Raw genomic sequence first — 14,033 nt, 5'->3', positions numbered from 1 at the left:
GAGACATTTATGGAATATAATTTAATTGCTACAACTACCTTTGGGTTAGAAGGTATAACGGCCAAGGAATTAAAAGCCTTAGGTTATGAGGATTTAAAAACAGAAAATGGAAAGGTACATTTTCAAGGAGATGAGATGGATATAGCTATTGCTAATATTCATTTAAGAACTGCAGATAGAATATTGATAAAAATGGCAGAATTTGAAGCTAGAAGCTTTGAGGAATTATTCCAAGGAACAAAGAATATTAGATGGAGTGATTTGATTCCTGTTGATGGAATAATGCATGTAAATGGAAAATCTGTTAAATCAACATTACATAGTGTACCAGATTGTCAATCTATCGTGAAAAAAGCTATAGTAGATAGTATGACAAATTCTTATGGAATAACACATTTTTCAGAAGATGGACCACTATATAAGATTGAAGTATCTATTTTAAAAGATGTTGTAACATTAACTATAGATACATCAGGACCTGGACTTCATAAAAGAGGATATAGAGAAGAAGCTGGGGCTGCACCTTTAAAGGAAACCTTAGCAGCAGCTATAGTGTTGATTTCTAGATGGAAAGAAGATTTTACTTTAGTAGATCCATTTTGTGGCTCTGGGACTATATTAATAGAAGCTGCAATGATAATGCAAAACATAGCACCAGGATTATGTAGATCATTTACTTGTGAAACTTGGCCAACAATGGACGAAGATATATTTGAACAAGTTAGAGAAGGTGCAGAAAGAGCAATTAAAGATAAAGATATAAAGTTACTTGGATATGATATTGATGGAAGAATATTAAAGGTTGCTAGAAGTAATGCTGAAAAAGCAGGTGTAGGTAAATATATTGAATTCCATAGAAGAGATTTTAAAGAATTTTCTAATAGTGATAAATATGGATTTATAATATCAAATCCTCCATATGGAGAAAGATTAGGAGAAAAGAAGGAAGTCGAAGAACTTTATAATATCTTTGGTAAATATAAAAGAAAGTTCTTTAATTGGGATTATAATATTTTAACTTCTTTTGAAAAATTTGAAGTTCCATTTGGAATTAAATCAAGTAAAAATAGAAAGTTATATAACGGAAAATTGAAGTGCTATTATTATCAATATTTTGATAATGAACTAATAAAAAATGCTGGAGATATGCTTATAAATCATATATAAAATGGTGCTTTCGCACAATGTAGAATGAATAATGAAAAATGTAGAATTAAAGAAGAAACTCCTTTAGGAGTTTCTAAAATAAATATATTTTTAGTAATTTGTTTCAGATTACATTAATAATTTTATATTCTACATTTTTAATTTGGAACTGTTGTGGCAGTTCCATTTTATTTTACTATCTTATTATCTTGAAACATAAGTTTATTATAATCAGTAGGTTCTGTATATATTGTATAATTAGTATGATAAATAACCATTCCAGGTTTTGCACCATTAGGTTTTTTTATATTTTTTACTATAGTATAATCTACAGGAACCTTCGTAGAATTCTTTGCTTTACTATAATAAGCTGCAAGAATAGCTGCTTCTTCTATAGATTTATCACTAGGGTTATCACTACATAAAATAACATGAGATCCAGGTATGTTTTTTGTGTGAAGCCATAAATAATTTTTATTTGCAAATTTTAAAGTTAAATAATCATTTTGAATATTATTTTTCCCAATATAAATATCAATTCCATCAGAAGAAATTAAGTGGATAGGCTTAGAAGGCTTATCTTTTTTATTGTTTTTAGAATTACCTTTGAATTTTAAATATCCTGTTTCAGTTAATTCTTTTTTTATGTCATTTATTTCAGTATAATTTTCACAATTTAATATATTAGTAAGTACTGAATTTAAATATTGTAGTTCATTTTCATTTTTTTCTAATTGTTCAATAGCAGATTCTTCTGATTTCTTTAATTTATTATATTTTTTATAATAATATTGTATATTTTCTGATGGAGATTTATTTTCATCTAATTTTATAGTAATATATTCTTCTTTATCTTCATTATAAAAGTTCAGTAATTGAATTTCTTTTTGTCCTTTATTAATCATATATATGTAAGAAGTTAATAAATCACCAATAATTTTATAATTTATTTTTTCATCACATTCTTTTAAAATGTTTTTTAATTTCTTTCTTTTATTGATACATCTATCTATATTTGTAGTTACTAATTTTTGTAAATCCATACTTCTACTTAGTAATCTATCTTGTTTATCTTTTATAGCAAAAAAATCATCTAATAATGAATTAGGGTTATCATAATTTATTTTTGAATACTTATTTTCATACAAAGTTAATATAGTACAATGGAAATCTTTAAAAACATCATTTTCTTTATATATATTATATGAAAAGTTAGATTCAATTTTTTCTATAAAAATTTTAAAGAATTTAAACATATTATAGCTATTTATGTTATCATTATCTTGTAGGAAATTTATATATAAGCTCCTAGATAATGGTTTTCCTATACCTGTAAAGGTATTTGTGAAAAACAATTCATCAATAACTGGTTTATTATTTTCTAAATATAAATTATAGTCATCAAAAGAAAAATTAAATGGATCTAACTTGTGAGAGCTAGGAGGATATACATAGCTTATTCCTGGATATAAAACTCTATAGGTGTTTACATCTGAAGAAATGTGCTTAATGCATTCCATGATTTTATTATCTCTTTCTCTAACAAGTGTAATATTGCTATGTCTTCCCATAATTTCAACTATTAAAATATATTTACTATAAAACCCAAGTTCATCAGTAGATTCAATATGTAACTGAATTATTCTATCACCATTTAATTGAGTAATATTAGTTATTTTTCCACCAATCAAATACTTTCTCATTACCATAGTAAACATTGGTGCTTGAAGTGGGTTTGGTTTACTTATATTAGTTAGATGAATTCTAGGATATTTAGAAGAAGCAGATATTAATAGTTTAATATTTTCTCTATTCTTTCTTAGTGTTAAAATTACTTCATCTTTTTCTGGTTGATTTATTTTATCTATTTTACAATTTAATATTGATTTTTTAAAATCATGTAATAAACTATATAAGTAGATACCATCCAAAGCCATAAGTATCATCCTTTCTTTGGTAATAACATAAAGATAGTATAACATTTAATAGTGAGTCTTATCAATGGAATAAAAGATAAAAGGAGGGATTTTATGAATTTTATAAAAATGCAAGGATTAGGAAATGATTTTATTTTAATTGAAGATACTGAGGAATTGCTAATTGAAAGAGAAGAAGAACTTGCAAAGCAAGTTTGTAATAGAAGATTTGGAATTGGTGCAGATGGCTTAGTAATAATAAGAAAATCAAGTATAGCTGATGCAAAGATGGTTATTATTAATAGCGATGGGTCAAGAGCGAATATGTGTGGAAATGCAATAAGATGTTTTTCGAAATATTTGTATGAAGTTAAGAATATTAATAAGAATAAATTATATATTGAAACAGGGGACGGGGTTAAACCTGTTGACTTATATATAGAAAATAATAAAGTCACATTAGTTAAAGTTAATATGGGTAAAGGTAGCTTTAATGGTAAAGATATATTATTAAAAAATAAAGATAAATTAATTAATGAGGAAGTTATAATTAATAATAAAGCATATACACTAACTAGTTTATTAATGGGGGTTCCACATACAATAGTAGTTAATAATAAAAAGGAATATTCTATTGAAGATGGTAAGATAATAGAAGAGTATGATTTATTTATGGAAAAAACAAATGTTAATTTTGTTAATATAATTGACGAAAACAATATTGAAGTACAAACATGGGAAAGAGGAGCAGGTGCTACTTTAGCTTGTGGAACTGGTTGTTGTGCATCTGTGGTTGCTCTAAATAAGCTAGGGATGTGCAAAGATAAAGTTAATGTAATAACCTTAGGTGGAAAATTAGAAGTTGAACTTAATAGTGGAGATGTATATATGATTGGGGAGGCGGAATTTATTTGTAAGGGAGAATTATTGTTTTAAGAGGTAAAAATGAATTATAAAAGAAGAAACAAATATATCCTTGTAAGCGTATTTCTATTATTAACTAATATTATATATGGATGCAAAAGTAAAAATGAGGATAAAAAGAATATTGAAATAAATAATGGATCAGTTGCTATTGAAAATGATGGCAGTTATAAGACATATAATTTGAATAATGGAACTTATGAAAGTATTGATAAAAATTATATTATTACTTTTTATGATTCAGAAAGTAAAAATTATATTTTTAATGAAAATGGAGAATTTAAAATAAACTATTTAGGTGAAGAAAAAGTAATTGATGAATCTAATACTGTTTTTTCTCCAAAACTATCTCCAGGTGGGAATAATATAAGTTACTTTATCAAAGATGTATATTTAAATCTTAAAGTAAAAGATATTAAAAGAGACAAATTTATTGACATTGATAGTAATGTATCTATATCAGGAGAATTAATTGACTGGCTTGACAGTGAAACTTTAATTTACTATGGCATTGATAATAACAAAAATAACGGAATTTTTATATATAATATATATAAAAATGAAGAAAAGTTAATTTATAAGTTAGATTTAGGTTACGTAGAATATTTAAAGGCTTTAAATGATGGCCTTGTATTCTTACAACAAAAAGAAGGAAAACAAAAAACACTAAAATTTATAAATAAAAATGGGGAACTAATAGAGGCAATTGATAATATTGTCGATATAAGTGATGTAGAATATACAGATGATGGAATATATATTATAGGAAAAATAGAAAATAACAATTATTCATTATATAAATATAGTGATGGAAAAATAAAACGATTAGTGTATGACTTTCCTAAAATAATTAATTTAGAAAAGGGATTATCAAAGGATTCTAATGGAAATATTTTATTTATTGGTGGAGATGAACCTAAGGTTGAAAGAGTATATATTTGTGAAAATGGTGCTGTAAGTGAATTAAGTAATAATGAAGGAAAGTACAATTTTATAGATTACAATTAAGGATATTTATAAGAAATTATGAATGTCCTTTTTTATTTTAAAAATAAATAGTAGCGAAGTTTTTAAATAATTTATATCCAAATTATGTATAAGAAATTCTACTATGGATATAATTTAAAATGGTGATTTGAAATGTACAAAATAAATTTATTTGAAATAGATTTAAATATTGCTAGAAAGCTAGGAATAAATAAAATTAAAGAAAGCAGTATTTTACCAATAAAAATTCAAGGAGAAAATATATTAATACTTTCAGATAAAGAATTTTTGGAAAATATAGATGAAATTGAGTTTATATTTAACAAAAAAGCCATTTTATTGGAAGGCAGTAATGAATATATTAAAGATTTAATATATAAAACTTTCTTAGGGACAGAAGAAAAGATTTTAGATATAATACTGTCTACATCAATTAAAGAAAGAGCTTCAGATATACACTTTGAGCCAATAAAAGAAGAAGTTTTAATTAGAATAAGAATTGATGGCGTATTAGTACCTTTTGTAAAAATTAAAATTGAAGAATATCAGAAACTACTATCGAGAATTAAGATTATAGGAAATATGGACATAACAGAAAAGCGAAGACCACAAGATGGAAAAGCATTTATAAATATAGATGAAAAAGATTATGATTTAAGATTATCAACTATACCTATTATTCATGGGGAAAAGTTAGTCATTAGAATACTATATGGTGAGATTTTTGAACATGACATAAGTAAGATAAATATGAGTAATTATCAAAGGGAAAAGATAAATAGAATGATATCCAGTAAAAATGGACTTATTTTAATAAATGGACCTACTGGAAGTGGAAAATCTACAACTCTTTATTCAATGTTGAAAGAAATTAATAAAAGAGAAATAAATATAACTACATTAGAAGATCCTGTAGAAGTTTTAATAGAAGGAATAAATCAAGTTAGCTTAAATAAAAAAGCTAATATAACTTTTTCTACTGGGCTTAGAAGTATATTAAGACAAGATCCAGATGTGATAATGATAGGTGAAATAAGAGACGAAGAAACAGCTAATATGGCAGTAACTGCATCTTTAACAGGACATAAAGTTTACTCTACAATCCATACTAAGACTCCTAAAGAGGTCTATTTTAGGCTAGAAGATATGGGAGTTAAATCATATTTGATACGAGATTCTTTAATAGGTATTATTTCTCAAAGGTTAGTTAGAATTTTATGTGAAAATTGCAAAGTATATGATAAAGATATTTATATAAATGGGAGAAGAATTATTCTACATAAAGCAAATGGATGCTCTAACTGTAATTATTCTGGTTATAAAGGAAGAAAATCAGTTAGTTCAGTTGTTTATATTGATAAGGAAATGAAAAAACTAACTTCAAATATTTTCCAGGAAATAAAAGAACTTAGTAATGATGAAATGATAGTTAATCTTAACTATTTACTTGAAAATGGATATATATCTTGTGATGATTATAATAACTTTTTATTAGAAGAGGATTTAAATTATGATGAAAATAAAATTAATAGCTAATAAGGTTAAATATAATGACTTAGCCTTAATTGCTGGAAATATTGCAATGTTACATAAAGAAGGAATATCGATGCTTATGATAATGGATTTGATTAATGAACTACCTATAAGTAAGTACTATAAGGAAAGTATTAATAAAGCTAAAAGTTATATTTTAGAGGGAAAATCCTTAGAAGAATGTTTTAAGAGTTTTGAGGAGCTATATCCAGACTTTTTTGTGGGTATGATTTCTATGGGTGAGAAAAGTGGTAATTTATATAAGGTATTAAAAGGATTAGAAGATTATTGTAATAAAATAATATTTATTTATAGTACTATAAAAAATGTTCTTTCTTATCCATTTCTAATTATATTATCTTCAGTATTTCTATTGGTATTTATAGTACTTTTTACAATACCAATCTTATATGATTTCTTTAACAGCTTAGGTACAAATGTACCATTCATATGTAAATTATCTTATGATCTTTCAAACTATATAAAAGAGCATCCCATTATATCTATAATTTATATATTCAATTATTTTATAATATTACCTTGGTTTTTATTTAAGTATTATCTTAAAAATAAATTAAGGTTATTAATTAATAAAATTCCTATTTATAAAGATTTTATTGAGTATACATTTATTTTACTGCTATCAATTATTATAAGAAGTGGCGTTAACTTATCAGAAGGACTTGTATATGCTTCTAAAAGTTTTAAAATTAAAGATTTGAAAGAAAGATTTTATAGTTTGAATTTAGGTATCCTAAATGGTGAGTCTATTTCTACTACTTTAGGTGATACTGGTAATTACTCTAAGTATACAATTTCTATTGTAAAGTTAGGGGAAGAAGGTGGCTCTATTGATGAAAGATTAGATTCATTATCTTCATACTTAGAAAAAAAGTTAATTTCAAAGATAAACAGAGGTATATCACTTTTACAACCAGCTTCAGTAATATTTATGGGAGGTTTTATTATTATTTTTCTAATTATATTTATACTACCACTATTTTCTGCAATGTTTGAGGTAGGATTTTAATGAAAAAAGGATATACATTAATTGAATTAATAGTAGTTTTGGCAATAATGTCTATATTCTCATCTATAGCAGTTATAAATATTACAAAGGTTAAAGAAAGGCTAGAGAATATAGAATTAAAAAATTTAGAAGCTGAAGTTAAGTCTTTATTGAGTTTTGGAAAAGCATATTGTAGAAAAAATAAAGTACCAGGACAAATAATAATTGGATCAGATAGAAAAACAATAAAGTTTATAGTTACTGATAGATACACAGCAATTACTAAAGTAATTAATTTAGGGAATGATATTGAAGTTGGAAGTAACTTTAAAATTTCTGAAAATTTGAAACAAGATGCAAATAATATTAGCGATGAAGGTTTTATTAAATCGTCTGGAACTATAACTATTACAAATGGAAATAAGACAAAGAGTATAGATATTACTATAAGTGTAGGAAGCGACATTATTAGAAGTCCTATTAAAAATGATGAAGAAGAAGGTGATGTTACAGAATGAAAAAAGGTAGCACTTTAATAGAAGCTGTAATATCAATGGCTATTTTGTTAATCGCATTAACATTAAGCACACAAATTTTTTCCTTATCCTCCAAATCAATATTAACAAGAAGAAATAAAGAAAAAGCTAATAGGGTAAGTTATGCCATAGAAAAAGAAATTAAATATAATACAAAATTTGAAGATATAAAAGAAATATTTGAAAATAGTAATTTATATTTACAGTATAAAGATGATATTTTAGATAGTTTATTAACAAATACTTTTTTATCATTAGAAAGAAAAAATACAATAGAATCAAAAAATGCAATTATTATTGAAAAGAAAATAACAAATTCAGGAGAAAATAATTATGAAATAGTAATTTTTAAAATAACCATTTATGATTCAAATGGAGGAAGATTAAATGAAAGAGAATTTATTAAATCCTATTGGATGGAAATATAACAAAAAAAAGCGAGGATTTACATTATTAGAAATAAATATTTCCATGTTAATTAATTTAATAGTACTTACATTAGCAATTAATTCATTTCTATTAATTATTAAAAACTATTCAGTACTTATAAATAATTCAAAAATACAAGATCCATTTGATGATGCAATCCTTAATATAGAAAGGCTTATGACTGGATATATGATAGATTCTATAGATATTAAAGAAGATAGACTAAATAATAGTGGAGAAATTCAAATAAATTATAGGATAGATAATAATGAAGCTGCAATAAAGAAAAAGAGAATATTTTTTGATTCTAATAAAAAGAAAATAGTTTTAGAAACATATAATAATAACGATTTTAAAGTAGGAACCAATATTATAATGCTTAATGTGTTAAACTTTCAAATTTCAAAGAAAAATAAAGTTTATTATTTAAAAATAACTAATATGAATAATGATAAGAGGATTATTTGCCTATGAAATATAAGAAAAGAGGTTTTTCATTTTTACAAACTTTAATAGTATTTATGCTTATTATACTAATAATTAATATTTCTATTAATTTAATTAGTTACAATTATCTAAAATCAAATGCTTTTAAAAGCTATTCAGATAAGAAATCATTAACTGCTGAAGAAGAACTTACTTTAAAAGAAATTAATAAACTAAATCAAAAAGAGGGTAATTATCATAATTATGGCAATTATGAATTAAAAAAGATAAAAGAAGTATATTACTTAATAAATAATAAAAGTTCTACCAAGGCATACTTACAACTTGAGCTAAAAGAAAGAAATGGTCAAAAGGTTTTGGTTCCAACTTATTATAAAACAGAAGATATTTTGGGAGGTTAATAAAGGTGATTAGTAATATTATTGTATATAATAAAATTTATTTTTATAAGGATGTAGAATATGATAATAATAATTTAGATATTTTGCTTAATAAAATAAGTAAAAAAAGAAATATAACCTTATATGCACAAAATATTTTAATAAAAAAATATAAATATTATGGTAATAATATTGAGAAATACATTGATAGCAAGATTACCGAAGATTTTACTAATAAAGAGAATCTTTTATTTCACTATGAAATAGATAAGGATAACAAAGACATTTATTTATATTCAATAAGAAATAACATTAAAAGATTATATGAAAATGTAAAGGAATTAAATGTTCAGTTACTTGAGTTTAAAATAAAGTCTTGTGTAGAAAAGAAATTAAGAAAAATTAACAATATTATAATTACATACAAGCTTAATAATATAAATTATCTACTAAAAATTAGAAATAATATTATCATCGATATAATTATAAGTGTAGATATAAATGAAATAAAAGAGCATTTAATGGAAGAAAAAAGTAAAGGTTTCATATTAGTAAAGCATAAAAAATATAAAGAAATTGAAGATATAAACTTTGATTATTCTATAGACTTAGGAGTTGATAGATATGAAAAAATATGCAAAGAATAAGAATTTTATTCCTGCTAATTTCATTGATAAAATTCAGAGAGGTTCGGATGAAAAAAATAATAAATTAATATTGTTATTATTAATTGTAAATATATTTATAATTCCTAAATCAATTTCTATAATATCAAATGAATTAGAACAAAATAAATCAGTTTCAGTTACAAATATTAATACTCCTAAGGAAATATATAAAGATAGGTATAATGATAAATTAGTTTTAATAATTAATTCTATTAATAATTTTAAAAAGATAAAAATGGAAAATAGCAGGGGAGTTATTGAAGTTGATTCTATGGAAGAAGTAGTTAATATAGAAGAGGAGAGTGATTTTAAAATAAAATCAGTAGATATTAAAGATAATATTATAATTGTTGAGGTTGAATTATGAAAAAGAAGTATGTAATATACACTATAGTGATAATTATAACTTTTTTACAGTGTTATGTTTTATTAAAGTATAGTCAAGATACAAAATCAAAGGATGTAAGCGATATAGAATTAAATAGTATAAGTATAAGCAAAAATGTTAAAAATATAAAAGATATAAAAAATGATTTTACAACTTATAAGACTATAACAAATGTAAACTATAATAAATTAGAAGATGGAAGTTGGAAAATTAAATGTTTATTAAAGGGTTCTAAAGAAGATATTTTAAATGATATTGAAAAGATAAATAATTATGAAATAACTGATTATAGTTTAGGTTATGAAAAAAATAATATTTTAATAGAGGCAAATCTTATATATAAATAATTGCATTTATTTGTGAATTTTGATAAAATATTTTTGTCATGTCATAGACAATGTTAAAGTTATGACTATTTAGTTAATAAATGAGTTATACTAGATATGTAATAAAGTTTTTGGAGGGATATTTAATGATATCAGCAGGAGATTTAAGAAAAGGTACTACTTTCGAGCATGAAGGACAAGTTTATACAGTTATAGATTTCTTACATGTTAAGCCTGGTAAAGGTGCAGCTTTTGTAAGAACTAAACTTAGAAATGTTATTTCTGGTGGAGTAACTGATACTACTTTTAATCCAACAGCTAAACTTCAAGAAGCAGTAATTGAAAGAAAAGAAATGCAATACCTTTATTCAGATGGGGAATTATACTATTTCATGGATCAAGAAACTTTTGAACAAATACCTTTAAACTATGAGAAAGTTGAAGATGCTATAAAGTTTATAAAAGAAAACATGTTTGCAGTAATTAAGTTCTATAAAGGAGAAGCTTTCTCAGTAGAAGCTCCAAATTTTGTTGAATTATTAATAACACAAGCAGATCCAGGAATAAAAGGAAATACAGCTACAAATGCAATGAAACCTGCTACATTAGAAACAGGAGCAGTTGTTAATGTTCCTATGTTCGTAAATGAAGGAGACGTAATTAGAGTAGACACTAGAACTGGTGAATACATGGAAAGAGTATAATAAACAAAAGCTAAGTTTTTACTTAGCTTTTATTTATAATTTTAATTATTGGGTATAATTTAAATATATTATTTCTATTTTTAAGGATGTGAAAATATGAAAGAAGTAAAGACTAAAATAGAAAAACTAAAAGAAGAAATATCTTCTATTGAAGATAATGGGTATAAAGAAATATTTGATAGTATACTATCTATAGTTTCTGATATATCAGATTCTATAGAGGAAATTGATTATAAACAAGATTCTTTAGAAGAAAATATAAAGTATATAGATGAAGATATTATTGGATTACAAGATGAATTGTTTGAAGAAGTTTCAATAGAGGAATTAATTGAGTTAGAAGAAGAATATATTGAGATTAAATGTAAAAACTGCAATAACCCTTTGTTTGTTGAGAAAGAATCTATAAATAATAAAAAGAAAATACCGTGTCCATTTTGCAATAAAGAAGCAATGTAAAAAAGGGTCCTATTAACTTAGTTTAATAGGATTCTTTTTTACTATTTTTAAATATTTTACATATTTAATTATTAGTATGAATATTATTTGATAGATAGAAATAATTTTAAATATAACCATAGAATAGGAAGTGATAAATTGTGGAATGGGGATGAAATTTTAAGGATATTACCAACAGATATATGTAATGAAGTAAAAGTATATTTATTAAAGGAATCTGTACAAGAAATACGGCTTAAGGTTAATAAGCCGATAATAATTAATTTATCTAATAAAGAAGTTGTATTAAATAAGATAGCAACAGAAAATGATATTAAACAAATCCTAATAAGAGTTTCAAATTATTCATTATATGCGTATGAAGAAGAAATTAAGCAAGGATATATAACAATTAAGGGAGGCCATAGAATAGGAATAGCTGGGGAATGTGTAATTTCTAAAGGAGAAGTTAGAACTATTAGAAATATATCATCTATAAATATTAGAATATGCAAAGAAGTCAAAGGATGTTCTAATGAAATAATGAGATATATTGTTGAAAATAATAAGGTTAGTAATACATTAATAATATCGCCGCCTAAGTGTGGGAAAACAACTATATTAAGAGATTTAGCTAGAAATATTTCAAGTGGTATGCCTATTAATAATTTATCAGGAAAGAAAGTATCTATTATAGATGAAAGAAGTGAAATAGCATCATGTTTTAATGGTATTCCTCAACTAGATGTAGGAATCAGAACAGATATCTTGGATAATTGTTTCAAGAAGGATGGAATGATAATGGCAATAAGAAGTCTATCACCAGAAATATTAATATGTGATGAAATAGGTACAGAAGGAGATATAGAAGCTCTTAATATGGCTTTTAATTCAGGAGTTAATATTATAGTAACAATTCATGGATACAGTATAGAAGATATATATAAAAGAAAGGTTTTTAAGGATTTATTAGAAGATAGTATATTAGAAAAAGTTATTGTTTTAAGTAACAGAAGGGGACCAGGAACTGTAGAAAATATTTATTCAATAATGTCTGGAGGGGAACTAAAATGCTTAAAATAGTAGCAATTTCAATAATATTTTTTGCTTGCACATATATTGGTTTTTATTATGGTGAAAGCTTTAAAAGAAGAAGTAAGCAACTAAAATATATATTGAAATCAGTAATGTTTTTAAATAATGAAGTTATGTATTCAAATACACCATTGCCTGAAGCATTAAAATATATCTCCATAAAAGTAGAGAATCCAGTAAATGATATTTTGTCAAAGGTAGCTGTAAGTCTAGAAAGTGGAGAATCTAAAAGTGTCTATGAATCATTTCATGAAGAGTATTATAAGAATAAATCTAATTTTAATCTATTTGAAGAAGATAAAGCAATAATTAAAGATTTTCTTAAGGGACTTGGAGAATCTGGCATATATGGACAAGATAAATTATTTAATTTAACTATTGAAAATATGAAGATTAATTGTAAAACTGCAGATGAATTAGCAAAGAAAAATTCGAAAATGTACAGCGCTATAGGCATATGTATAGGTGCAATGATTGCAATTTTTTTATTTTAGTAGGAGGGGAATAGATGCTAGATATAAATATTTTATTTAAAATCGGAGCTATGGGGGTTTTGCTTGTAGTTATTGATAAAGTTTTAAAAGCTAGTGGGAAAGATGATATAGCTGTAATAACAAATATTGCAGGAATAGTAATTATACTTATTACTGTAATTGGATTAATAAGTAATTTGTTTAATACTGTAAAAACTATGTTTATGCTATAGGAGATTATTATGGAAATATTAAAAATAGTATCTTTTGCACTTGCTGCCTTATTTATATTTTTATTATTTAAGGATAAAAGATCTGATATAGCAGTATTGGTATCATTACTGGCAGGTGTAATTCTTTTTGTATCAATTTTAACTAGCGTAACAGACATAATTAATTTTATTAAAGAAATATCCTCAAGAGCCAATATAGATATAGTGTATATAGGAGTTGTTTTAAAGATACTTGCAATATCATATTTAGCAACTTTTTGTAGTGAAATATGCAAAGATGCAGGAGCAGCAAGTATAGCTAGTAAAGTTGAATTCTCTGCTAAAATATTAATTTTAACTTTAGCAATACCTATCTTAATGGCTGTATTACAATCTATTTTACAAATATTGTAGGTGTTTAT

At 24.3% G+C, this 14,033-nt stretch carries 19 protein-coding genes; 18 read left to right on the top strand and 1 reads right to left on the bottom strand.

Annotation, left to right across the window (positions count from 1 at the left end):
* Positions 1 to 9 precede the first annotated feature (9 nt).
* Positions 10 to 1,167: a class I SAM-dependent RNA methyltransferase gene (locus tag ACQRD5_RS02355; RefSeq protein WP_320900384.1), complete on the top strand. Its 1,158-nt coding sequence runs from the start codon at positions 10 to 12 to the stop codon at positions 1,165 to 1,167.
* 167 nt (positions 1,168 to 1,334) lie between these two features.
* Here ACQRD5_RS02355 and ACQRD5_RS02350 read toward each other — a convergent pair whose 3' ends face one another.
* The gene (locus ACQRD5_RS02350; RefSeq protein WP_320900330.1) at positions 1,335 to 3,083 is read right to left on the bottom strand and encodes an Rqc2 family fibronectin-binding protein; all 1,749 of its coding nucleotides are present in this window, start codon (positions 3,081 to 3,083) and stop codon (positions 1,335 to 1,337) included.
* A gap of 93 nt (positions 3,084 to 3,176) precedes the next feature.
* On the opposite strand from ACQRD5_RS02350, the gene dapF reads away from it, so the two are divergent.
* The 17 genes from dapF to spoIIIAD all read left to right on the top strand — a co-directional run bounded on the left by dapF (position 3,177) and on the right by spoIIIAD (position 14,025).
* A complete protein-coding gene (dapF, locus tag ACQRD5_RS02345) occupies positions 3,177 to 3,998 on the top strand; it encodes a diaminopimelate epimerase (RefSeq protein ID WP_308780078.1) in 822 nt (273 codons plus the stop codon).
* Between the two features lie 9 nt (positions 3,999 to 4,007).
* Positions 4,008 to 4,994 (top strand): hypothetical protein, encoded by a 987-nt coding sequence (locus ACQRD5_RS02340; protein WP_291627048.1) that lies wholly within the window; start codon positions 4,008 to 4,010, stop codon positions 4,992 to 4,994.
* A gap of 132 nt (positions 4,995 to 5,126) precedes the next feature.
* Positions 5,127 to 6,509, top strand: a complete 1,383-nt coding sequence (locus tag ACQRD5_RS02335) for a GspE/PulE family protein (RefSeq protein ID WP_427746491.1) — start codon at positions 5,127 to 5,129, stop codon at positions 6,507 to 6,509.
* Positions 6,484 to 7,536: a type II secretion system F family protein gene (locus tag ACQRD5_RS02330; RefSeq protein ID WP_291627050.1), complete on the top strand. Its 1,053-nt coding sequence runs from the start codon at positions 6,484 to 6,486 to the stop codon at positions 7,534 to 7,536. Before ACQRD5_RS02335 ends, ACQRD5_RS02330 begins: the two co-directional genes overlap by 26 nt.
* Positions 7,536 to 8,033: a type II secretion system protein gene (locus ACQRD5_RS02325; protein WP_291627051.1), complete on the top strand. Its 498-nt coding sequence runs from the start codon at positions 7,536 to 7,538 to the stop codon at positions 8,031 to 8,033. Before ACQRD5_RS02330 ends, ACQRD5_RS02325 begins: the two co-directional genes overlap by 1 nt.
* Positions 8,030 to 8,479 (top strand): PulJ/GspJ family protein, encoded by a 450-nt coding sequence (locus tag ACQRD5_RS02320; RefSeq protein WP_291627052.1) that lies wholly within the window; start codon positions 8,030 to 8,032, stop codon positions 8,477 to 8,479. The genes ACQRD5_RS02325 and ACQRD5_RS02320 overlap by 4 nt, the downstream gene beginning before the upstream one ends.
* Positions 8,439 to 8,954, top strand: a complete 516-nt coding sequence (locus tag ACQRD5_RS02315; protein ID WP_427746490.1) for a PilW family protein — start codon at positions 8,439 to 8,441, stop codon at positions 8,952 to 8,954. The genes ACQRD5_RS02320 and ACQRD5_RS02315 overlap by 41 nt, the downstream gene beginning before the upstream one ends.
* Entirely contained in the window at positions 8,951 to 9,328 is a 378-nt protein-coding gene (locus tag ACQRD5_RS02310) for a hypothetical protein (RefSeq protein WP_291627054.1), read from the top strand. The genes ACQRD5_RS02315 and ACQRD5_RS02310 overlap by 4 nt, the downstream gene beginning before the upstream one ends.
* 5 nt (positions 9,329 to 9,333) lie before the next feature.
* Entirely contained in the window at positions 9,334 to 9,954 is a 621-nt protein-coding gene (locus ACQRD5_RS02305; RefSeq protein WP_294364212.1) for a hypothetical protein, read from the top strand.
* Positions 9,932 to 10,342 carry a hypothetical protein gene (locus ACQRD5_RS02300; protein ID WP_294168380.1) on the top strand — a complete coding sequence of 137 codons (411 nt, stop codon included), beginning with the start codon at positions 9,932 to 9,934 and terminating at the stop codon, positions 10,340 to 10,342. The genes ACQRD5_RS02305 and ACQRD5_RS02300 overlap by 23 nt, the downstream gene beginning before the upstream one ends.
* Complete coding sequence (locus ACQRD5_RS02295) at positions 10,339 to 10,710, top strand: hypothetical protein (RefSeq protein WP_427746489.1); 372 nt, start codon at positions 10,339 to 10,341, stop codon at positions 10,708 to 10,710. The genes ACQRD5_RS02300 and ACQRD5_RS02295 overlap by 4 nt, the downstream gene beginning before the upstream one ends.
* A 125-nt stretch (positions 10,711 to 10,835) precedes the next feature.
* Entirely contained in the window at positions 10,836 to 11,393 is a 558-nt protein-coding gene (gene efp, locus ACQRD5_RS02290) for an elongation factor P (protein WP_008679144.1), read from the top strand.
* Between the two features lie 96 nt (positions 11,394 to 11,489).
* Entirely contained in the window at positions 11,490 to 11,852 is a 363-nt protein-coding gene (locus ACQRD5_RS02285; protein ID WP_320900337.1) for a CD1247 N-terminal domain-containing protein, read from the top strand.
* Between the two features lie 138 nt (positions 11,853 to 11,990).
* Positions 11,991 to 12,914, top strand: a complete 924-nt coding sequence (gene spoIIIAA / locus ACQRD5_RS02280) for a stage III sporulation protein AA (protein WP_294168382.1) — start codon at positions 11,991 to 11,993, stop codon at positions 12,912 to 12,914.
* Positions 12,902 to 13,420, top strand: a complete 519-nt coding sequence (spoIIIAB, locus tag ACQRD5_RS02275) for a stage III sporulation protein SpoIIIAB (RefSeq protein WP_291627062.1) — start codon at positions 12,902 to 12,904, stop codon at positions 13,418 to 13,420. The genes spoIIIAA and spoIIIAB overlap by 13 nt, the downstream gene beginning before the upstream one ends.
* Positions 13,421 to 13,434: 14 nt before the next feature.
* Positions 13,435 to 13,632: a stage III sporulation protein AC gene (gene spoIIIAC, locus ACQRD5_RS02270; RefSeq protein ID WP_291627064.1), complete on the top strand. Its 198-nt coding sequence runs from the start codon at positions 13,435 to 13,437 to the stop codon at positions 13,630 to 13,632.
* A gap of 9 nt (positions 13,633 to 13,641) precedes the next feature.
* Positions 13,642 to 14,025, top strand: a complete 384-nt coding sequence (gene spoIIIAD / locus ACQRD5_RS02265) for a stage III sporulation protein AD (protein ID WP_291627066.1) — start codon at positions 13,642 to 13,644, stop codon at positions 14,023 to 14,025.
* Positions 14,026 to 14,033 lie beyond the last annotated feature (8 nt).

The organism is Clostridium sp. SGI.024 (genome assembly GCF_050315195.1).
In the GTDB taxonomy this organism is placed as follows: Bacteria; Bacillota; Clostridia; order Clostridiales; family Clostridiaceae; genus Clostridium.
The sequence above is the reverse complement of the archived record's forward strand: the minus strand, read 5'-3'. Positions and strand labels throughout refer to the sequence as shown.